General features: G+C 37.0%; 14 protein-coding genes, 7 tRNA genes and 2 rRNA genes. 3 read left to right on the top strand and 20 right to left on the bottom strand.

Features of this window, described 5'->3' with window-relative positions:
* Position 1 precedes the first annotated feature (1 nt).
* The 11 genes from ACNTMY_RS02505 to ACNTMY_RS02455 all read right to left on the bottom strand — a co-directional run bounded on the left by ACNTMY_RS02505 (position 2) and on the right by ACNTMY_RS02455 (position 16,425).
* A complete protein-coding gene (locus ACNTMY_RS02505; RefSeq protein WP_423216518.1) occupies positions 2-916 on the bottom strand; it encodes a sugar phosphate isomerase/epimerase family protein in 915 nt (304 codons plus the stop codon).
* Positions 917-979: 63 nt separating this feature from the next.
* Positions 980-2,050: a Gfo/Idh/MocA family protein gene (locus tag ACNTMY_RS02500; RefSeq protein ID WP_423216517.1), complete on the bottom strand. Its 1,071-nt coding sequence runs from the start codon at positions 2,048-2,050 to the stop codon at positions 980-982.
* Between the two features lie 50 nt (positions 2,051-2,100).
* Positions 2,101-3,201, bottom strand: coding sequence for a Gfo/Idh/MocA family protein (locus ACNTMY_RS02495; protein WP_423216516.1), 1,101 nt, complete (start codon positions 3,199-3,201; stop codon positions 2,101-2,103).
* A 253-nt stretch (positions 3,202-3,454) separates the two neighbouring features.
* A complete protein-coding gene (locus ACNTMY_RS02490) occupies positions 3,455-4,861 on the bottom strand; it encodes a glycoside hydrolase family 1 protein (RefSeq protein ID WP_423216515.1) in 1,407 nt (468 codons plus the stop codon).
* Between the two features lie 39 nt (positions 4,862-4,900).
* A complete protein-coding gene (locus ACNTMY_RS02485; protein WP_423216514.1) occupies positions 4,901-6,277 on the bottom strand; it encodes a PTS transporter subunit EIIC in 1,377 nt (458 codons plus the stop codon).
* A 153-nt stretch (positions 6,278-6,430) separates the two neighbouring features.
* Positions 6,431-8,692, bottom strand: coding sequence for a helix-turn-helix domain-containing protein (locus tag ACNTMY_RS02480; protein WP_423216513.1), 2,262 nt, complete (start codon positions 8,690-8,692; stop codon positions 6,431-6,433).
* 131 nt (positions 8,693-8,823) lie between these two features.
* Entirely contained in the window at positions 8,824-10,686 is a 1,863-nt protein-coding gene (locus ACNTMY_RS02475) for a glycoside-pentoside-hexuronide (GPH):cation symporter (protein ID WP_423216512.1), read from the bottom strand.
* A gap of 228 nt (positions 10,687-10,914) precedes the next feature.
* Entirely contained in the window at positions 10,915-13,335 is a 2,421-nt protein-coding gene (locus tag ACNTMY_RS02470) for a helix-turn-helix domain-containing protein (RefSeq protein ID WP_423216511.1), read from the bottom strand.
* A 142-nt stretch (positions 13,336-13,477) separates the two neighbouring features.
* Positions 13,478-14,041 (bottom strand): GNAT family N-acetyltransferase, encoded by a 564-nt coding sequence (locus ACNTMY_RS02465; RefSeq protein ID WP_423216510.1) that lies wholly within the window; start codon positions 14,039-14,041, stop codon positions 13,478-13,480.
* Positions 14,042-14,176: 135 nt separating this feature from the next.
* Entirely contained in the window at positions 14,177-15,529 is a 1,353-nt protein-coding gene (rlmD, locus tag ACNTMY_RS02460; protein ID WP_423216509.1) for a 23S rRNA (uracil(1939)-C(5))-methyltransferase RlmD, read from the bottom strand.
* On the bottom strand, positions 15,529-16,425 hold the full coding sequence (locus ACNTMY_RS02455) for a tetratricopeptide repeat protein (RefSeq protein WP_423216508.1): 897 nt from the start codon (positions 16,423-16,425) through the stop codon (positions 15,529-15,531). The genes rlmD and ACNTMY_RS02455 overlap by 1 nt, the downstream gene beginning before the upstream one ends.
* Positions 16,426-16,484: 59 nt before the next feature.
* Here ACNTMY_RS02455 and recX point away from each other — a divergent pair, with 59 nt between their 5' ends.
* The 3 genes from recX (at position 16,485) to ACNTMY_RS02440 (ending at position 18,246) form a co-directional block, all read left to right on the top strand.
* Positions 16,485-17,261: a recombination regulator RecX gene (recX, locus tag ACNTMY_RS02450; RefSeq protein WP_423216507.1), complete on the top strand. Its 777-nt coding sequence runs from the start codon at positions 16,485-16,487 to the stop codon at positions 17,259-17,261.
* Positions 17,262-17,345: 84 nt separating this feature from the next.
* Complete coding sequence (gene ntdP / locus ACNTMY_RS02445; protein WP_021141809.1) at positions 17,346-17,879, top strand: nucleoside tri-diphosphate phosphatase; 534 nt, start codon at positions 17,346-17,348, stop codon at positions 17,877-17,879.
* Positions 17,880-17,934: 55 nt separating this feature from the next.
* On the top strand, positions 17,935-18,246 hold the full coding sequence (locus tag ACNTMY_RS02440; RefSeq protein ID WP_423216506.1) for a DUF960 domain-containing protein: 312 nt from the start codon (positions 17,935-17,937) through the stop codon (positions 18,244-18,246).
* Positions 18,247-18,285: 39 nt separating this feature from the next.
* Here the strand turns inward: ACNTMY_RS02440 and ACNTMY_RS02435 are convergent.
* The 9 genes from ACNTMY_RS02435 to ACNTMY_RS02395 form a co-directional block, all read right to left on the bottom strand.
* Positions 18,286-18,357 (bottom strand) — tRNA-Glu (locus ACNTMY_RS02435).
* A 10-nt stretch (positions 18,358-18,367) separates the two neighbouring features.
* Positions 18,368-18,441, bottom strand: a tRNA-Ile gene (locus ACNTMY_RS02430).
* A gap of 29 nt (positions 18,442-18,470) precedes the next feature.
* A tRNA-Thr gene (locus ACNTMY_RS02425) sits at positions 18,471-18,543 on the bottom strand.
* 14 nt (positions 18,544-18,557) lie between these two features.
* Positions 18,558-18,639: transfer RNA gene (locus ACNTMY_RS02420), tRNA-Leu, on the bottom strand.
* A 9-nt stretch (positions 18,640-18,648) separates the two neighbouring features.
* A tRNA-Lys gene (locus ACNTMY_RS02415) sits at positions 18,649-18,721 on the bottom strand.
* Between the two features lie 3 nt (positions 18,722-18,724).
* A tRNA-Asp gene (locus ACNTMY_RS02410) sits at positions 18,725-18,797 on the bottom strand.
* Positions 18,798-18,821: 24 nt separating this feature from the next.
* A tRNA-Val gene (locus tag ACNTMY_RS02405) sits at positions 18,822-18,894 on the bottom strand.
* Positions 18,895-18,898: 4 nt separating this feature from the next.
* Positions 18,899-19,014 (bottom strand): 5S ribosomal RNA (gene rrf / locus ACNTMY_RS02400).
* An 85-nt stretch (positions 19,015-19,099) separates the two neighbouring features.
* Positions 19,100-21,999, bottom strand: a 23S ribosomal RNA gene (locus tag ACNTMY_RS02395).
* Positions 22,000-22,073: the final 74 nt, after the last annotated feature.

Genomic DNA, 22,073 nt, shown 5'->3' with positions numbered 1-22,073 from the left:
TTTAAATTACAAAATTTCTCAAATAACGTGTGCTTAGTGTGATTGAATCACGTACGGCTTGATTGTCTTTTTCAAAAGATTTATCTTCAACTTCGATACAAGTATAACCATCAAAACCAATATCAGTAAGCGCTGAAACGTATTTACCCCAATCTACATCGCCAAGTCCTGGAAGTTTTGGACTCATGTATTGAAGTGGCGTTGCCATCACACCGACATCTTTTAGCTTATCTTCGAAAACTTTGATATCTTTATAATGAACGTGGAAAATTTTATCTTTAAATTCATAAAGCGGTGCAATGTAATCAATTTGTTGCCAAACAAAATGCGATGGATCATAGTTGATACCAAAGTTATCATATGGCAAAATGTCAAAAACTTGTCGCCAGATAGCTGGTGTTGTAAAAAGATTTTGCCCACCAGGCCATTCATCTTCAGTAAAGAGCATTGGACAATTTTCAATAGCAATTTTTACGCCTTTTGTTGCTGCGTATTCAATAATTGGTGGCCAGACTTTTTTCACTTCTTCCAAGTTTTCAGAAACTGATTTACTTGGCATACGTCCAATGAAAGTTGTCACCATATTAACTCCCATCAAAGCAGACGCATCAATCACTTTATAAAGATGGTCAATCACCGTTTGACGTTTTTCTAAATCCTCATCAAGTGGATTTGGATAGTAAGCAAGAGATGATATTTCAACACCTTTATCTGCTGCATAAGCATTTAAGTCAGCTGCTTTTTCTGCTGTCAAATTTACCACATCAATATGTGAAACCCCAGCATAACGACGAGCCGCTTTTTCTTGTGGCCAACATGCCACTTCGACACATTCCAATCCATTTTCAGCAACAACATCAATCAATTCATAAAAATCTGATTTATCCAAAATGGCTGACACCAAACCTAGTTTCATACTTATCACTCTTTCTAAAATTGAGAGTTCACATTTTGTGAACCCTCCTCACGTTAAAATTCATTATTCAAATGCAATGCTGCGATGTTCTTTGGCAGAAATACGAATAGCATCCATCAATTTCATCAAACGAAGAATTTCTTCTGGTTTAACAACAAGTTCACCTTTACCAGTGACATAATCATAGTACTCATCAAAATAATTACGGTGAGCTGTACTTACTACTGGAAGAGGCTCTGTTACAATACGACCTGCTGGCGCAGGACCAAATGAACGTGTAGGACCTGCTGCTGTCATTGTGATTTGCCCAGGAACATTTCGCAATAAATCTGTTGTGCGAGTGATTTTTCCTTCTGGATGGAAACCATCAATTTTAGCACTACCTTCATTACCACCAAGGAACCAATGGCGTTCAAACCAGCCATCTTCATCACTTAAGAAATATGTTCCCAATTCAACTTGACCAGTCACACCATTTTTAAACTGCAATTGAATATTGAAGTAATCGTCCACCTCTTTGTTAATGACATTTTTAACGGTCGCATAAACTGTTTCAATTTCACTATCGACCATAAATAGCATTTGGTCTAGCAAGTGAATTCCCCAGTCGTACAACATACCACCACCGAATTCTGGGTAAATGTGCCAGTCATGCATGTTTCCGTTAAATCCATATAAACTATTTTGAATAGTGTAAGTGTCACCTAATGTACCACTTTGATAAACCTCACGCGCAATTCGATAATCTTTATCCCAACGACGTTGATGATGAATAGTAAAACGCACACCCGCTGCCGCGACAGCTTTTTGCATCTCTTCAAATTCTTTGGCGTTCAGTGCTGCTGGTTTTTCACAAATGACATCTTTACCCGCTGCTGCAACTTTTTTAACCATTTCTAAATGAAGATGATTAGGGACTGCAATAATCACTGTGTCAATACGATCGTCTTTTAATAGATCATCTGCTTTTAGATAAGTATCATATCCTTCAACTGCATTTTCCAATTGCATTTTATTAATATCACAAACCGCAATCAAGTCAGCATAATCTAATTCTTCTGTAATCATTTTGGCATGAGTTTGCCCCATAAAACCAAAACCGATAATTCCAAAATGTAATTTCTTTTCTGTCATGTTCTTTACCTCATGCCAATTTTCATTCAGATATCTTCTTAAATTAGCAATTAATCGTCAAATACAACAACTTCACCAGTTTCAGCTGATTTGTAAATAGCTTCAAGAATGCGTGTAACTACAATAGCTTGTTCTGGTTTAACCAATGGTTCTTTGTCATTGATAATGGCATCCACCCATTGTTGCGCTTCTGCATCACGTTGTTCAAGACTTTCGCCTGCAAATCCAAAAACACCACCTGCTTCAGAAGGTTTTGTTTCCTCCAATTGACCATGAGCGGCTCTATTAAAGACTACATAACCTTGATCCATGAAGGCTGCGCCAAACATTTCGGCACCACCTTTGTCACCACAAAGTGTCACTTGTGCTTCTTTTGGATTAATCATATTAAGAGCCCACGCTGCTTCAAGGAAGATAGTTGCACCATTTTTCATTTTGATTAAACCAAATGCTGAATCTTCAGTTTCAAATGTATCAGGATCCCATGGACCAAACATATTCCCCATTGGATTATCTTTTAATTTTTGGTAAGTAGATCCCAATACCATTGCTGGTTCGTAATTATCCATGTACCAAAGAGTGAGGTCAAGTGCGTGTGTACCGATATCAATAAGTGGTCCACCACCTTGTTTAGATTTATCTGGGAATACACCCCAAGTTGGAACACCTTTACGACGAATGGCATGAGCCTTTGCAAAGTAAATATCACCAAGTTCACCAGCTTCACAAGCATCTTTAGTCGCCAATGAGTCTGCACGGAAACGATTTTGATAACCAATAGTCAATTTTTTACCTGTACGTTTTGCTGCATCAAGCATTGCTTTAGCTTCTTTATAATTGATAGCCATTGGTTTTTCACACATTACGTGTTTGCCACCTTCAAGTGAAGCTACTGTGATTTCTGAGTGAGAAACGTTCGGTGTCAAGACGTGGATAACATCGATATCAGGGTGATTAGCAATGTCATGATAATCTGTTGTTACAAGTGCACCTTCTACACCATATTCTTCAGCAGCTTTTCGTGCACGTTCTTCGATAATGTCACAAAAAGCAACGATTTCAAGTTTATCTGATAATTTAGCTAGAGCAGGAAAATGTTTGCTGTTAGCAATACCACCACATCCGATGATACCGAATTTTAGTTTAGTCATTGAGATTTCCTCCGTTTTTGTTTTGTTATCGTTTACATTTATTATTATAGAACTCACGTTAAAAAAAGACTTGTCACTTTTAACCTCTCTTATTCATCATTTTTGCAGACTTTTTTTTAAAATTTTTTTCAAAAACAAAAAAGTACTATCAGATATAACACTTTTTTATTAATGCTACATAAAGTTAAAACCTTGACAAAAAAAGCACCTACACTCAAAAATTGTAGGCACTAATGTTTTGTTCAAAATAAAATTACTCTAAATCCTCACCTTTTGAGGCAATTACCTTTTTATACCAGAAGAACGAATCTTTACGATAACGTCTAAAGCTACCATTTCCTTGACTATCGACATCAACATAAATAAAGCCATAACGCTTATCAATTGTACCAGTAGATAAAGCCATCAAATCAATGGCACTCCATGGAAGATAACCAATCACATCTACTCCTTGAGAAATTATTTTCTTAAGACTTTTAATATGTTCTCTAAGATAAGCGATTCGATAATCATCATGAATTTTTCCATCAACCAATTCATCTTTTGCCCCAAGACCATTTTCCACAATCATAATTGGAAGCTGGTAACGATCATAAACACGATGCAGGAAGATTTCCATTCCCTTTGGATCAATCTGCCAACCAAATTCACTCTCAGTGAGGTAGGGATTCTTAAGACCAGACAATAAATTACCACTCACAGTTTCAGCATTTGGATTAATACCAATACAAGAAGACATATAGTATGAACAAGAATAAAAATCAACTGTTCCATTTTTTAAGATGTTTTCGTCACCTTCTAAAATATCTAACTGAATATGATTTTCAGCAAAATATTCCTTAATATAGTAAGGATATCTGCCTCTAATCATGACATCACTGCAAAACATATTTTTAATCAAATTTTCTTTATCAGCCAGACGCACATCTTCTGGATTTGGAGTCAATGGGTAGTTTAGCATAGAAGCAATCATACAACCTACTTGAAAATCAGGATTGATTGATTTAGCTAATTGTACAGCCTTTGCGCTTGCTACAAATTGATGGTGAAGACATTGAAGACGAAGCTGAAGTGTATTTTCAGGTGACTTTATAGAACTGAAAACTCCTCCAGCTGTCATGATGCCAAATGGCACCAGTAGGCAATTAATCTCGTTAAATGTAATCCAATATTTGACTTTATTTTTGTAGTGTTCAAAAATCGTTTGACAATATTTTAAATAGGAATCAATCATATTACGTCTTGACCAACCACCTCTTTTAGCTAATTCAAAAGGTGGCTCGTAGTGTGAAATCGTAACAATCGGCTCAATTCCATATTTTGCCAATAAATCAAACACCTTATCATAAAAAGCAAGACCAGCTTTATTAGGTTCATCTTCTACACCATTTGGAAAAATACGTGTCCATGCAATCGACATTCGATAAGAATTTAGTCCCATTTCTGCCATCATCGCGATATCTTGCTCATAATGATGGTAAAAATCCACTGCTTGATGCGATGAATAATAGTAACCAGCTTTAACTCCATCCGTTTCTTGACGAAAATGCTCTGTTTGAGCTAAAACATCAATTACACTAACACCTTTTCCATCTTGATTCCAACCACCTTCTACTTGATTGGCTGCCGTTGAAGCCCCCCAGAAAAAATCGTTTTTCATAGTCAAATTCCTTTCTTTCATAAGATTTTCGACTTTTTTCTAAGTATTTTGCTCTTCATCAAAACCGATAATATAAGTAATCACAAATGTAATGATGAATGAAATAGCCGATGTCATCAAAGCTAAAATTAAGTTACTATTTTCACCAATAAAAATTGGTAATGAAAGCAAACTAGGACTGACAAAGCTATAAGCAGTTAAATGAAGAAGACCAGCAATACATCCTGAAATGAATGATCCTAATAACATAGCATAAAAAGGTCGTTTAAATCTTAGATTAACACCGTAAAGTGCGGGCTCAGTGATGCCAAGTACTGCAGAAATAGCAGCTGAGGCAGCAATACTTTTAGTTGAGTTATTTTTAGCACGCGCAGCTACACCTGCTGCTGCACCGCCTTCAGCAATATTAGCGACCAAACCTGATGGAATTAACACAGCATCAAATCCTTTACTAGCAAACATCGTAATAATCAAAGGAATTAGAGCATTGTGCATACCAGTTAAAACTAACAAAGGGAATAAAGCAGCATTTAACCCAACTGCCAACCAACCCCATTGGTTCATTAAATTAGCAAAGATTTGGAAATAATCTCCTAAAAGACTACCTAAAGGTGCAATAACAACCAACATAACCGGTGCCGTAATCAACAAAGTTAGCATTGGACGCAAGAAAATTTTAACCACACTTGGTGAAATTTTTGATGAAAACTTATCTACATATTTTGCTAACCAAACAGTCAAAATAACTGGAAGAGCCTGTGCACTATAATCAACGATTTTTACTGGAAGCCCAGCTAGACTAGTATATGCTGCATTTCCATCACCTGCCAAATTTGAAAATGTAGGATGAAGAAGAATGGCTCCTAAAACCATACCAATAAACGTATCTACTTCCATACGTTTAGCAGCAGTGTAACCAACCATAACAGGAAGGAAATAAAAGACTGTATCAGCTATCATAAAAAGTAACTTGTAAGTCGAGCTATCAGCTGACAAAATATTAAATGTTGATAATAAATAAAGAACAACTTTAATCATCCCACTACCAGCAATAACTGGAATCAAAGGTGTAAAGCAGCTAATAAAAACATCCAAAGCATTGTTCAAACGTCCTTTGAAGCCTTTTACATTTTCAGAATCATGTTCTTCTACTTTTCCTTGAAGTTTTGAATGTTCAAATAAAGCCGAAAATGCTTTATAGACATTTGCTACTTCATTTCCAATAATAATCTGATATTGTCCACTTGCTTTAGCTACACCAATAACACCTTCAATTTTCTCAATAAATGCCGTATCTGCCTTAGATTCATCTTTTAATTTTAGACGTAATCTTGTCACACAGTGTGTAGCTGATTCAATGTTTGATTCCCCTCCAACATGAGTAAGAATTTCTTGACTAAGCTTATTGTAATCCATGGCTTATCTCCTCTTTATTTTTGATAAGTCAATTTTACGAAAAAATGATAAGGCTTTCTTGCTAATTATTATGAGAAAAAATAAAAATAATTAACCTGACAAATGCACAGAACTTATCAGATTAATTATTTGAAATAATTTTTAAGATTTTTTCTAGTATAAATAAATAATGTGACTATAGCAAATCTCATTAGGCTGTAATTCAATTTTTAAATTCAAGTGACCATCACTAACAGTCACTTGAGATAAAGTCAAGCTCGGAGTAGCCTGAGATTTGAGATATTCAATTTCTGATTCTCCAAAGGTAGTCACACCATCCAGGAATACCTTAGCCATTAAATCTTGAACGCTACCAGATTCTGTATTTATAACGCGTGTTTTAATACGATAGGTTCCCTGTTTCATCCCTTGAATATCAAAATTCAAAACCACTTTTTCTAGATGATCAAAATAATCTTCATAACGATATTTATGGTTATCATCTGATTGAGAATAATAGCGATAATTCAATTGACAACAATTATGACTAACAATGCTGATATTATGACCTGAAGCAGTCACAAGTGATTGTTCATCATGTGCAATCATATCACGACCATGATGTGCCAAGAAAGAATGAGCAAAATAAGAAGGCTTTTTAATGCCATGCTGAGTCATGTAGCCCTCACCACCAAAAACTAATCCACCATTTCTATTTTCAAGTAAGAAATCCAAAGGCGGACTCCAAGCTAAATCTTCTAATATTCCAATACATGCCAAAGTATTCTTAATGATTGATGCTGCTTTGAAAGTCGAATCATTAACCCAAAGGTGATATGGTAAATAATCTCGCCACTCCACAATGTGATAGAAATAATCTGACATTCCTAGTTCATTTTGAACCATTTCCAACTGATTTTTAATATAGTTAACGTCTGTCACAGTTTGAAAAATAAGATTATCTTCAGTATCTTTGTTAGTAATATTTGGTAATGCATGAAACGTAATATGTTCGATTTTTACATTTTTCTGCTTTTTAGTCATTGACATGAATAAATGAAAACTTGCTGTATCCCCCAAAATAAACCCTGGACCATACAAACTCTCAGAAACTCTATATTGTTTCAAAAGATTTGAAATCATCTGATAAGCAGTTGCATAGAGCTGGCACTTATTATTATCAAAAATCGTCACATAATCAAGCTCAAAGCGCCACTGTCTTAATCGATCAATGCTATATCGATTTGAAAAATGAGAAATCAAACCTTTCAAGTAGTCCATATAATTCGGATATCTGGTGAATTCCCTAAAATCAATGACAATTTGCAATTTAAGATCCAATTTCACTAAAAAATCCATATAAGATTCCTCAAGAAAATAAGGATACATCTGAGAATAATCATCAGGAAAATTCAACTTAAGCCTAACATATTCAAAATGCATTTCTGACTGGAATTCTAAAAATTGCTCTTCTGCTTTCTTTTGATTGAGTTTATCAACATCACCAATGTTAATCACCTTTTGCCAATAAGCTTCTGTTGTTTTTCTATTGCTAACATCAAAGACTAAACTATGTTTGTTCTCTTGATTACTATCTTTAATTTGACCACCTAAAAGCTGACTCAATACCAGAAAATCTGGTTTTATATAATCTACATCTTGGCTAGATTGTCTTTTCTTAAAATCACTTGGTAATTCTTGGTATTTCTCTTTGTAGGCACGATTAAATGCATTAACATTTGCAAAGCCACTATCTAAAGCTATTTCTAAGATTGTCTTATCTGAATCATCTAATAAGTCGTGAGCATATTTCAAACGCACAGAAGTTAAATATTTATAAAAAGTTACTCCCATTTGTTCCTTGAATAACTTTGAAAAATACTGAGGAGTCATATAAAAATCCTCACTAATTTTTGCCAAACTCAAATCAGACTGAAAATGTTCTGCTATATATTGTTCAAATCTTTCAGGAAGAGAGAGATTTCCTAATGACAACTTACTTATCCTAAAATGGTTCATTAACAAAAGATAGAGTCTATAAGTATACTCTTGAAATGAGACTTTAGCAAAAGCATCTTCTTCTGAATTAGCCAATAAAAGCTTCGTCAAACACTCTCTCAATGGAGTAAAATTATCATTTAATTCCTGACTACTATTGCATGAAAAAAGGAGCTGCTTGTCTTGAAAAAGTCTAGTCATCCCCAATTCATCAATGCAAAAAATTGCGTAACATATCGAACTATTCTTAAATTCTTTTACAGTTAAGGTATCAGCAGCATTAACTAAAATGATATCCATATTATCAATTGTGTGACCATTAACTTCCAATGGTGATGAGAGATTATATAAAATTTTTATTTTTCGATTATTTATCTGCACTCCCTTATCAAAAATACGTACACTAAGCATTATTTCTCCATTCCAAAAAGCACTCATTTTATTTCATTATAGCTTAAAAAGGGCTTTCAGAAAACTTGAAACATTTTTTAGAATTTCCAAAAGCACCAAAATAGCCCATCTTTCTAGCTAGATGAGCCATTTAAATTTAGTTTACTTGCTTTGAATGATTACTTTTCTTTGCTCTTCAAAAGAAGAAGGTCGTCACCTGAAGCAACCTGTCCAAGGTCCAAGTCTTTTACTTCAGCATAATCTACTGTATTAGTCACAAGAACCATAACTGTATCATCCAAATTTTCTTCTAAAATAAGATCACGATCAAAAGCTCCTAATTGATCACCAACTTGGACTTTGTCACCGATTTTTGCCATCTTAGCAAATCCTTTACCGCCAAGATTAACTGTATTAATACCAATATGAAGTAAAATCTCAGCACCACTTTCTGTCCTCAAGGTATAAACATGCCCAGTCGGTGCGATAGTTGTCACCTCACCTGCTGCGGGCGCCACAAGCATATTAGCTGTCGGTTTAATACCAACACCGAGTCCTAAAGCTCCACTGGCAAATACATTATCATTAATAGCATCAAGAGCTATAACTTGACCAGGTACTGGTGCGTAGAGTTTTTCGGCTTTAACATCATTTGAATCTTCGGCTACTTGGTCGAGATTTGCACGAATAATGCGTTTATCTTCCAATTCAAAATGAATTTCAGCCATGCGTTTCTCTGAAAGTTTCCAGAATGTAAACGTCACAAGAGCTGCCAAAATGAAAAGAACTGCTGGCGCTAAATTAACAACCAGATTGATTCCATTTTGCACTGCTACACTTTGTTGTGCATTCGGTTGGTAGCCCATTGCACCAAGAACAAGGACTCCAACTGACGCTCCAACAGCATTACCAATTTTAGTTGCCAGACCATAAGTAGCATAAGCTGTACCATCTGTACGAACACCTGTTTTCCATTCTTGATAGTCAACAGCATCTGCCACCATTGTCAATGTAATCGGAAAACCAATACTAGAAAAGCCATAAATAACATGTCCAACTACAACCTGAGGAATATTTGAAAAATCTGTAAAATAAATAAGCAACAATCCAAGTCCTTGAATAAATAATGATGTTGCTAGTACTGCGCGTTTCCCAAAACGCTTAACCAATGGTACCACCAAAAATGAGCCAATAGCCCCGCCAATAGAAGGTAACGTCATTAAAAGAGCGATTAAAGTAAATGCTCCTAAGCAATAAATAACATAATAAGTTGTCAAAGCAATACGACCCATGAAAGCTGTCATTTGTAAAATCATGATGGCCAACAAAATCATCAAATATTTGTTACCAAGTACATTTTTTACGGTAGTTCCAAATGACACTTTCTCACTACGGATAGGTTTGATAACTTCTCGTGAAGTTTTAAACACGCCGTAAAAAATTGGAAGTGAAATAATTGCATAAATAGCAGCTGTTGTTAAATAACCGGATTGAGTGGCTACTTTTGAGCCTCCCGAAAAGGCAAGCATGATAACTGCTGATAGCGAGTTGACGATAACCATACCGACATTCATACCGACTGAACGAAAGGCATTTAAGCTATTACGTTCATTTTCATCACTTGTCATCACGGCAGCCATTGCACCATACGGAATATTAACCAAAGTATAAAGCATCCCCGCTATGATATAAGTAAATGCGGCCCACATAACTCCTGCAGAGCCATTTCCAAATGGACCCGTGAAGGTTAAAACACTGAAAATAGCTAAAAATGGTGAACCAAAAAGAATATATGGTCTAAAACGTCCCCATTTTGAATCAGTACGCTCAGCAAGCATCCCCATAATCGGATCATTAAAGGCATCAAATAAGCGAGCCCCCAGCATAATCGCTGACACTGCCGCAGGAACTAAACCAACAATATCGGTATAGTAAACCGTCAAGTAAGTCCCTACAAAAGTCCAAACAAACTGACTTGCCAAATCTCCCATCCCATACATCACGATGCTGAATTTACTCAGTTTTTGTTTCTGATTATCCATTTGATTCGCCTCCAGAAATTCTTTCTTGTAAGTGTTGCAACCTTATTTACAATTCCTATTTAATCAGAAATGTAAACGTTTTACTTATGCTGTTTTGCTTTCCTGATGGCACTTTTTTGTCTTCTTCAAATGTCTTTTTAGTTTGTGTGTAAAAAAATACCATATGATTTTAAATCATAAAAGCACCTCTATTTCACTAGAAGTGCTTAAAATATTTTTTAGCGCTGATTAACTAATTTCAATAACCACCATATCATGTGGATGCAATTCTGCTCGAAATTCTAAAAAGCCATTTCTTGCAGTCAATTTCTCAGACTTCAGACTTGGAATACAACGATATCTGAGATAATTAATCTCTTCACGATTATAATTGTCCTCGAGGCTAACTTTTTCAGCCTCTGGCAAAAAAGCACCCTCACTATTTCCAATTCGTCTTGTCTTCAACTTGTAAACCTTCTTATCGCCATAGCTTGGCATTTTAATTTGGAATTTTCTATTTCCATCATTTTCAAAAATCGAAGAAAGATTTTTAGACGTAATTTTTTCATTATCAGAATAATAATAAAAACTATTAAGATGACAATAATGATAAAGTAAAATAATAACTTTACGTCGTCTTTTCGTCACAACAATTCCTTCTGAAAGATAAAGTAACTCATCTCCAAGACTATTAAGAAAATCAAAAGCGTAGAAACTTGGCTTTGCTATACCACTTTTTGAAATAAGACCACTTCCTCCAAAAATTTCCCTATCATTAACATCAAAACTCGTAAATGAACGGTCAGAAAGCTGCCAATATCCCACTAAATCACAGATTTCTAAAAGATCTAAAATATTTTTGATAATATATGGCCCTTTAAATGCAGAATCATTGATAATATCACGCGCACTGTTCGTTAAATTAAACTCTGAAACAATAACTTGTGAACAAAGCTTACATTGCTCAATAGTTTGCTTAGCTACCTTTAAACTACTCTTCAAAAAATTACTGTCCGAAGAAATCAAAGCTTGATTATTATCCTTTTCAAAACTTTGTTTCAAGATATCTAATGAATACGCCGTAAATGTAATAAAATCAGGCTTTTCTTCCTGAATAGACCATTTTTCAATAAACTCTTTATAATTTTCCTTCTCAAGATTAAGAGTAATCCCACTTCCACCCACTTCAATATCTGGAATCACATCTTGAATTTCTCTTTTTACTTGACTAAAGAAAGTAAAATAATCATCATCTTTACGAATATCTAAAGAATCCATGTCAGATTTGATAACAGCTAAATTTTCTTGCCCGATTGTCTTTAAAACTTGAGCATTTGGCTTCCAGAGCTCTATTTTCCATCTCGCAACTTCATCATAACCAAATCTATCTCGGCAATGCTTCAATAAGTTTCTATACCTTTTTAACACTTCAGAGAAATCATTTGAAGAAAGCCTAAACTCTTCACAACTGATAATTTTCTCTACTGATTCATGAATTTGTTTTCCTTTAAATCCCAAATCTAAAAATGGAATCAAATTCAAATCCAAGATATTTTGAATGATTTCATCTACCTTACTAAAATCAAAATAATCACCATTTTGCTTTAAAATCCTGTCACTTAACAATCCCCAAATACGGCCATAGCCAAACGACGTGTAACCAATGGTAAAACCAATTTCTTTAACCAATGATGTCTGTAACAAATCACCAGCATAACCCAAATTTAAAAGTAATTTATTTTTATCAAAAAATAAAGCCTTGTCAAAATCAAATTCAACCACTTTATCAGTAGTTTGACTAACACTTTCTTGTAGATACTCTTGAATATCATCATAATTGTCGTTATCTTCATCGTGATTTGATGAAGCAACCCTCAAATCATTTTTTATTTCCAAACGATATTCACTTGGAGTCATCCCTTGATACTTTTTAAAAATTCGGTTAAAGGAATTAATATTTGAAAATCCTGCCAAATAAGCAATATCTGTTATGCTGTCATCACTTTCTAACAATAATTGACGTACCTTAGCAAGCCTACGTCGGATAAGATACTCAGAAACCCCTAAGCCATTTTGCTCTTTAAACACACGCGACAAGTACTGCTCTGTGACATAAAGTTGCTCAGCCAAGTCCGACAATCTAATATCTTTTTCAAAATTATTATCAATATAAAATTTTAAATCCTCAATTTGACCACGAATATTTTTTTGCTGGTTACTACGAAGTTTTACTTGATAATAATCCTCAAGTAAAGTAATCAAAGAAAAATACTGTTTATAAATTTTTGAATAATCACTCTTATCCTTTAAAATTTTCATTAACAGTAACTGACGCAGCTGATAAACCAAATCATTGTCCATGGCACGTGGCTTGTTGATGCTGTCGCCTTTAAAAGCAAGAACATAACTATCATTCGCATTTTTTGCAAAATAATCCAATGTAAAGTAAAAAACTTTTGAATTATTCTTTACTTGGCATTCAAATTTATCAGTTTTTGATAAAATAAAAAAATCATCTTTGCCCAGAGTTAACTGATTAGACTGATTTTTTATAGACACTTCACCAAATAAAACGTAAATAATATGAATTCTTGAATCGAAATACTGAATCTCCTCTGAATGATTTAACAATCTAATTTTTATATTATCCCAAGGATTTAAAAAATCCATTTAATCACCTCTTTTGTTGTATGCGTTTTCCAACAAAGAAATATTATATCATATTTTAAAACGTTTTCAAAATAAACTAAAAATAAGAACTATAGTAAACCACTACAGTTCTTTTAAAATTCAACCCTGCTGAAAAGTCTAATTACTTAATCTCATGAATTGATTTCACTGCTTGAACATTTTCAGTATGGTCTCCAAGCATTTTCTCCATCCAAATCATATCGTACCAGCGATTAAATTTATAACCAGAATGGTGGAATTTCCCAACTAATTGATAACCGAGAGCACGATGAAATTTCTCACTTCCATTAGTCAAATAAACATCTTCCACATCAGTTGACGCGATACAAGCATTGAGATTTAGAATTCCCATTTGCTTTAAATACTCTTCTAAATCAGTATAAATCATCCTGCCTAGTCCTTTACCACGCACATTTTTATCTAGGTAAACTGTCGCTTCAGCTGACCAAGCATAGGCTGCTCGAGGATGAAACTTAGAAGCATAGGCATAGCCGAGAATCTTACCACCTTCTTCTGCTACTAAATACGGAAAAAAGGCCATAATTGAGCGCATACGCTCAGTAAACTCCTCTAAAGATGGCACATCATATTCAAAAGTAATAGCTGTCTCCTCAACGTAATAAGTATAAATATCAAGCAATTTTTCTGCATCATCAAGTTCTGCAAAACGGACAGTAACCGTCATTCTCGACACTCCTCCAAAATGAAATAATATCGCTAGTATAACGATAAAAATCATAACTGTCAAAACTTAAATCACATTCCTTGTTAAGAAGCAAAAAAGCGCAGGACAAGCATCCTACGCTAGTAAGCTTATGATTTATTTTTTGACCAACTTAACCACTGCTTCTGTTCTTGCTGTATGTGGAAACATATCCACTGACTGAATGTAATTTACATCATAAACTTTACTCAATTTAACTAAATCACGTGCCAGCGTAGCTGTGTTACATGAAACGTAAACCATTTTAGCTGGTTGATATTTCAAAATAGTATCCAAAAGCTTATCATCGAGACCTGTACGCGGTGGATCAACAATTAAAGCATCCGCACGATAACCTTCCTTATACCATTTTGGAATAATGTCCTCAGCACGACCTGCTTCATAATAGGTGTTATCAAATCCCATACGCTGTGCATTTTTCTTAGCGTCAGCAATCGCTTCGGGAATAATATCCATTCCGCGAACACTTTTTACCTTATCTGCAAAAGCAAAACCAATCGTTCCAACACCACAATAGGCATCAATGATATTATCATTTTCAGTCACATCAAGTGCAGCAACAGCTTGACTATATAGAACTTGCGTTTGCTCAGGATTTAGCTGATAGAATGCACGTGGAGAAAGAGAAAATTGATAATCCAAAACTTCTTCTGAAATATCAGCATTTCCCCAGATAACCTCTGTTTTCTCACCATAAATCTCACTTGATTTTGAGCGATTGATGTTTAGAGCAATTCCCTTAATAGCTTCAAATTCAGCCGTTAAAGCCTTAATTACTGGTGCTAAAAAGACGTCACGACTTGTAATAAAGATAATCTGAACTTCTCCAGTTGCCTTAGCTTTACGAATCATAACCGTACGAATTCCAGCAATCTTGCGTTCATCATAAATTGGTACATGATTTTTTTCCAAAAGCTCTGCAACACGATTAATAATATTTTGCGTTAATTCATCCTGAACAAAGCATTCTTTAATATCTACAAGGCGGTGACTACCTTCCTCAAAAAGCCCAGCTTTTACACTTCCCTTAAATGAACGTGTTTGGAATTGCAATTTTGCACGGTAATGATAAGGCACTTCCATACCAAGCGTATGGCGAATCTCATAGTTCTCATAACCAGCTGGTTTAAATTTCTTCAATGATTGTGCAATCAAATCATCCTTAAACTCTAACTGCTTGTCATAACGCAAGTGCATAATCTGACAACCGCCGCACTTCTTATAAATCGGGCACTTCGGCTCCACACGAAATTTTGATTTTTTGTTAATTGTCAAAAGTCTCGCTTGAGCAAAATTACGCTTAACAGCAGTAATCTGACAAAAAATATCTTCACCCTTCAAAGCACCTGGCACAAAAACCAAAGTTTTCTTATAAAAACCAATTCCCTCACCATTAATGCCCATTCGCTTAATTTTCAAAGGAATTCGTTGTTTTACTTTCAAATTCATTAGTGACTAAATATAACTCCTACTTCTTTTAATTTCTCTAAAGTATCTTTACCAAACTGAGGAAAAGCTAAAATCTCATATTCTGTCCAAAGTTGAAAATCCTGTAAATCATAGATATCATGCGCCATTAAGACTTCTATTTGATATTCTGACAGAAATGGTAAAGACTCAATTTCATTTTCCTCATCACGCTCAGAAAAATAATCATTCAGATAAGCTTGAACATAATTTCCTGCCGTCATTAGCAAGGGCAAGACATAATAAAAGCCATTATAAACTATTTCAAGACCTTCTCGACGATGAATGCCAGCTGCACCAACAGCAGCAATTTTATCCATCATAAACTCAGGCGATTGGCAAAAAGCAGTAAAATCCTTGATATCAGCATTCAGGATTTCTAACAAATAATGCGCCATCTCATCATCACCATTTAAAATTGCCCCGACAAGTAAAGGCACTTCAAGTAAAATATCGTGTCCGGCAAGAGAAATTTCTTTAAAAAATGCCAAAGCACAGTCATACTGGGACATCAAAACATAAAGAGACAACATCTCATACCGACAAGAAAATTTATCCTCAGTATCCATTTGATAAACCTCTTTGAACTGCTCAAGCGCCTTCTGATAAAGCCCATTTTGCTTGTAAAGCATGCCAAGATTCACCTTTGAAAAATAATAATCTTTATCAGAAATCTCACTCTTTTCGTAAAGCACTTGATAATAGTCAACACGCTTTTTTAACTCTGACAAATCTTCAAATAAATTCCAATTCATGGATTCAAAATCATCATCCACATCATCAAAAAAATCATCTGCCGTATCACCAATTAACTCAAGTTCACTTAACTCTTTTAGATAACGATATTCAGCCAAATCAACAATTTTACTATCTTTCACCACTTCACCTCCCTATACTTTAATCACTTCTATTTTATCATTTTTGTTATAATGAATATATGAAAATTACTAAAATAGAAAAGAAAAAAAGACTCTATCTTCTAGAAATCGATGAAAATGATAAACTTTACGTAACAGAAGACACAATTGTGCACTTCATGTTAAGTAAAAATATGGAAATTGATGACAAAACCTTAAAAAAAATCCAAAAGTACGCTCAGTTTTCATACGGAAAAAATCTAGCACTTTATCAAATCTCTTTTAAACAACGAACAGCTGATGAAGTCAAAAAATATCTTGAAAAACACGAAATCGAAGACAAATACATCCCAGAAATCATTGAAAACCTCAAAAAAGAAAATTGGATTAATGATGCTCAGTATGTTGAAACATATTTGTCACAAAACCTAACATCAGGTGATAAAGGTGGCTACGTTCTAAAACAAAAATTACTACAAAAAGGTGTCGATGCAGAGCTTATTGACCAAAAATTAGCAAGTCTTGACTTTTCAAATCTTGCTGAAAAAGTAGCGGAGAAACTTTTACGAAAATATCAGAACAAATTATCAACAAAAACACTCAAAGACAAAATTATACAAACAATGATGACTAAGGGCTTCTCTTATTCAGAAGCCCAAAATGCCTTCAACACACTCGAAATTGAAAAAGACGAAGACCAAGAACTTTATCTCTTGAACAAAGAACTTGAAAAGCAATATCGAAAATTTAGTAAAAAATACGCAGGCTATGAACTAAAACAACGACTAACTCAAAATTTAGCAAGAAAAGGATTCTCTTACGACGATATTAATAGCGCTTTACGAGATTATTTGTGAAATATTTTACTTTTCTAAGTGTTTTTTTCAGAAAATTATGATAAACTATAACAGATAAGTTTAATTGTAGAAAGTTGGTAAGGCATGAAATTACCTAAGGAAGGCGACTTTATTACAATTCAAAGTTATAAGCATGATGGTAGTTTGCACCGTACATGGCGCGATACTATGGTACTAAAAACAACAGACAATGCTGTCATAGGAGTTAATGACCATACATTAGTAACGGAAAGTGACGGACGACGTTGGGTTACGCGTGAGCCAGCCATTGTTTATTTCCATAAAAAATACTGGTTCAATATCATTGCGATGATAAGAGATAACGGTGTTTCATACTACTGCAATCTTGCTAGTCCATACGTCATGGACGAGGAAGCTCTAAAGTACATTGATTATGATTTAGATGTCAAAGTCTTTGCAGACGGCGAAAAAAGACTACTCGACGTCGATGAATACGAAGTACACAAAGAAGAAATGGGCTACTCTCCAGACATTGATTTTATTCTAAAAGAGAATGTAAAAATACTTGTTGACTGGATCAACAACGGCAAAGGTCCATTCTCAGAAGCGTATATTAATATTTGGTACAAACGTTATCTTGAACTTAAGAATCGTTAAAGTTGCAAAGCACTCCAACTGGGGTGCTTTTACGCTACAGAAAGGAGAACAATTAATGGCATTTGAATTTAGTAAAGAAAGATATGCAAGTTTTGGAGCAGCAACAAACCTTCCAAATGAAATTATTGACACATTTTGGGATATTCTAGACAATTATCTCAAAGGAGTATTTGAACTCGACTCAATTTTAACTTTCCACCTAATCGAAAAAAATAAGAAACTGACAATTCTATACAGTAACCAAAATCAACAAACTAGGATTGAATTTGACTATGACTACCCATTTGATCCATTCTTTCCAAATATAGTCTATATTATAGATCAAGCAGGAATAGAAACACTATTACTACCACATGAAATAGATTAAAAAAAGAAGGCTAACGCCTTCTTTTTTGTGATAAAACAATAGTCCGTACGGGATTCGAACCCGTGTTACCGCCGTGAAAAGGCGGTGTCTTAACCCCTTGACCAACGGACCATATTTATAATGGGCACAAGTGGACTCGAACCACCGACCTCACGCTTATCAGGCGTGCGCTCTAACCAGCTGAGCTATGCGCCCTAAGCTAAAATAATATTAACAAAAGGTAATGCCGGCTACATGACTTGAACACGCGACCCTCTGATTACAAATCAGATGCTCTACCAACTGAGCTAAGCCGGCAACTTCTTATTTAATGCGGGTTAAGGGACTTGAACCCCCACGCCGTTAAGCGCCAGATCCTAAATCTGGTGCGTCTGCCAATTCCGCCAAACCCGCATATTAATATGACCCGTACTGGGCTCGAACCAGTGACCCTCTGATTAAAAGTCAGATGCTCTACCAACTGAGCTAACGAGTCAAACGGTCCCGACGGGAATCGAACCCGCGATCTTCGCCGTGACAGGGCGACGTGATAACCGCTACACCACGGGACCTTTTGGTTTATATACCATTGTAAATGGGAGTTAACGGGATCGAACCGCTGACCCTCTGCTTGTAAGGCAGATGCTCTCCCAGCTGAGCTAAACTCCCTTTTGCTAAGCGACTACCATATCTAACAGGGGGCAACCCCCAACTACATCAGGCGTGCTAGGGCTTAACTTCTGTGTTCGGCATGGGAACAGGTGTATCTCCTAGGCTATCGTCACTTAACTATGATTGATTATCCAATCAAAATTGAATACCTATATATTCTAACAAGAAACCGACTCGCTGTCAATATTGACTCGTTTCTTTTTTGGATAAGTCCTCGAGCTATTAGTATTAGTCCGCTACATGTGTCACCACACTTACACTTCTAACCTATCTACCTGATCATCTCTCAGGGCTCTTACTGATATAAAATCATGGGAAATCTCATCTTGAGGTGGGCTTCACACTTAGATGCTTTCAGCGTTTATCCCTTCCCTACATAGCTACCCAGCGATGCCTTTGGCAAGACAACTGGTACACCAGCGGTAAGTCCACTCTGGTCCTCTCGTACTAGGAGCAGATCCTCTCAAATTTCCTACGCCCGCGACGGATAGGGACCGAACTGTCTCACGACGTTCTGAACCCAGCTCGCGTGCCGCTTTAATGGGCGAACAGCCCAACCCTTGGGACCGACTACAGCCCCAGGATGCGACGAGCCGACATCGAGGTGCCAAACCTCCCCGTCGATGTGAACTCTTGGGGGAGATAAGCCTGTTATCCCCAGGGTAGCTTTTATCCGTTGAGCGATGGCCCTTCCATGCGGAACCACCGGATCACTAAGCCCGACTTTCGTCCCTGCTCGAGTTGTAGCTCTCGCAGTCAAGCTCCCTTATACCTTTACACTCTGCGAATGATTTCCAACCATTCTGAGGGAACCTTTGGGCGCCTCCGTTACCTTTTAGGAGGCGACCGCCCCAGTCAAACTGCCCGTCAGACACTGTCTCCGATAGGGATAACCTATCTGGGTTAGAGTAGCCATAACACAAGGGTAGTATCCCAACAACGCCTCCACCGAAACTAGCGTCCCGATTTCATAGGCTCCTACCTATCCTGTACATGTGGTACAGATACTCAATATCAAACTGCAGTAAAGCTCCATGGGGTCTTTCCGTCCTGTCGCGGGTAACCTGCATCTTCACAGGTACTAAAATTTCACCGAGTCTCTCGTTGAGACAGTGCCCAAATCATTACGCCTTTCGTGCGGGTCGGAACTTACCCGACAAGGAATTTCGCTACCTTAGGACCGTTATAGTTACGGCCGCCGTTTACTGGGGCTTCAATTCACACCTTCGCTAATGCTAAGCGCTCCTCTTAACCTTCCAGCACCGGGCAGGCGTCACCCCCTATACATCATCTTACGATTTAGCAGAGAGCTGTGTTTTTGATAAACAGTTGCTTGGGCCTATTCACTGCGGCTGACTTAAAGCCAGCGCCCCTTCTCCCGAAGTTACGGGGCCATTTTGCCGAGTTCCTTAACGAGAGTTCTCTCGCTCACCTGAGGCTACTCGCCTCGACTACCTGTGTCGGTTTGCGGTACGGGTAGAGTATAATTAACGCTAGAAGCTTTTCTTGGCAGTGTGACATCACTAACTTCGCTACTTAACTTCGCTCCCCATCACAGCTCAATGTTATAGATATAAGCATTTGACTCATATCACACCTCACTGCTTAGACGTGCACTTCCAATCGCACGCTTTAGTTAGCCTACTGCGTCCCTCCATCACTATATACTCTAGTACAGGAATATCAACCTGTTGTCCATCGGATACACCTTTCGGTCTCTCCTTAGGTCCCGACTAACCCAGGGAGGACGAGCCTTCCCCTGGAAACCTTAGTCATACGGTGGACAGGATTCTCACCTGTCTTTCGCTACTCATACCGGCATTCTCACTTCTATGCGTTCCAGCGCTCCTCACGGTACACCTTCATCACACATAGAACGCTCTCCTACCATACCTAAAAGGTATCCACAGCTTCGGTAATATGTTTTAGCCCCGGTACATTTTCGGCGCAGGGTCACTCGACTAGTGAGCTATTACGCACTCTTTGAATGAATAGCTGCTTCTAAGCTAACATCCTAGTTGTCTGTGCAACCCCACATCCTTTTCCACTTAACATATATTTTGGGACCTTAGCTGGTGGTCTGGGCTGTTTCCCTTTCGACTACGGATCTTAGCACTCGCAGTCTGACTGCCGATTATATCTCGTTGGCATTCGGAGTTTATCTGATATTGGTAATCCGGGATGGACCCCTCAATCAAACAGTGCTCTACCTCCAAGAGACTTAACATCGACGCTAGCCCTAAAGCTATTTCGGAGAGAACCAGCTATCTCCAAGTTCGTTTGGAATTTCTCCGCTACCCACAAGTCATCCAAGCACTTTTCAACGTGCCCTGGTTCGGGCCTCCAGTGAGTTTTACCTCACCTTCACCCTGCTCATGGGTAGGTCACATGGTTTCGGGTCTACGACATGATACTAAGTCGCCCTATTAAGACTCGGTTTCCCTACGGCTCCGTCTCTTCAACTTAACCTCGCATCATATCGTAACTCGCCGGTTCATTCTACAAAAGGCACGCTCTCACCCATTAACGGGCTCGAACTTGTTGTAGGCACACGGTTTCAGGTTCTATTTCACTCCCCTCCCGGGGTGCTTTTCACCTTTCCCTCACGGTACTGGTTCACTATCGGTCACTAGAGAGTATTTAGGGTTAGGAGATGGTCCTCCCAGATTCCGACGAGATTTCTCGTGTCTCGCCGTACTCAGGATACTGCTAGGGTTAAAGACTATTTCGAATACGAGGCTGTTACTCTCTTTGGCTTACCTTCCCAGGTAATTCTTCTATAATCTTGTCGTCCCACAACGCAGTCCTACAACCCCGATGTGTAAACACATCGGTTTGCCCTCTTACCTTTTCGCTCGCCGCTACTAAGGCAATCGCGTTTGCTTTCTCTTCCTGCAGCTACTTAGATGTTTCAGTTCACTGCGTCTTCCTCTACATTACCTTAACAGTAATGAGTGACATGCATTACATGCCGGGTTCCCCCATTCGGACATCTCTGGATCAATGTTTACTTACAACTCCCCAAAGCATTTCGTCGTTAGTCACGTCCTTCATCGGCTTCTAGTGCCAAGGCATCCACCGTGCGCCCTTATTAACTTAACCTTATTTTGGTCTGTTGACCTTAAACTCATTAAATCACAGCGTTTCGGTTTATTTCTTGTTACTATCTACAATTC

Origin of the sequence: Streptococcus equinus (assembly GCF_049393735.1) — a bacterium.
Taxonomy (GTDB): domain Bacteria; phylum Bacillota; class Bacilli; order Lactobacillales; family Streptococcaceae; genus Streptococcus; species Streptococcus equinus_G.
Note: the sequence above shows the minus strand (reverse complement) of the source record. Positions and strands in the feature narration are given on the sequence as shown.

Bases quoted from the DNA above. Each gene is read 5' to 3' on its own strand.
- ACNTMY_RS02505 (WP_423216518.1), bottom strand. From the start codon at position 916: ATGAAACTAGGTTTGGTGTCAGCCATTTTGGATAAATCAGATTTTTAT.
- ACNTMY_RS02500 (WP_423216517.1), bottom strand. From the start codon at position 2,050: ATGACAGAAAAGAAATTACATTTTGGAATTATCGGTTTTGGTTTTATG.
- ACNTMY_RS02495 (WP_423216516.1), bottom strand. From the start codon at position 3,201: ATGACTAAACTAAAATTCGGTATCATCGGATGTGGTGGTATTGCTAAC.
- ACNTMY_RS02490 (WP_423216515.1), bottom strand. From the start codon at position 4,861: ATGAAAAACGATTTTTTCTGGGGGGCTTCAACGGCAGCCAATCAAGTA.
- ACNTMY_RS02485 (WP_423216514.1), bottom strand. From the start codon at position 6,277: ATGGATTACAATAAGCTTAGTCAAGAAATTCTTACTCATGTTGGAGGG.
- ACNTMY_RS02480 (WP_423216513.1), bottom strand. From the start codon at position 8,692: ATGAGTGCTTTTTGGAATGGAGAAATAATGCTTAGTGTACGTATTTTT.
- ACNTMY_RS02475 (WP_423216512.1), bottom strand. From the start codon at position 10,686: ATGGATAATCAGAAACAAAAACTGAGTAAATTCAGCATCGTGATGTAT.
- ACNTMY_RS02470 (WP_423216511.1), bottom strand. From the start codon at position 13,335: ATGGATTTTTTAAATCCTTGGGATAATATAAAAATTAGATTGTTAAAT.
- ACNTMY_RS02465 (WP_423216510.1), bottom strand. From the start codon at position 14,041: ATGACGGTTACTGTCCGTTTTGCAGAACTTGATGATGCAGAAAAATTG.
- rlmD (WP_423216509.1), bottom strand. From the start codon at position 15,529: ATGAATTTGAAAGTAAAACAACGAATTCCTTTGAAAATTAAGCGAATG.
- recX (WP_423216507.1), top strand. From the start codon at position 16,485: ATGAAAATTACTAAAATAGAAAAGAAAAAAAGACTCTATCTTCTAGAA.
- ntdP (WP_021141809.1), top strand. From the start codon at position 17,346: ATGAAATTACCTAAGGAAGGCGACTTTATTACAATTCAAAGTTATAAG.
- ACNTMY_RS02440 (WP_423216506.1), top strand. From the start codon at position 17,935: ATGGCATTTGAATTTAGTAAAGAAAGATATGCAAGTTTTGGAGCAGCA.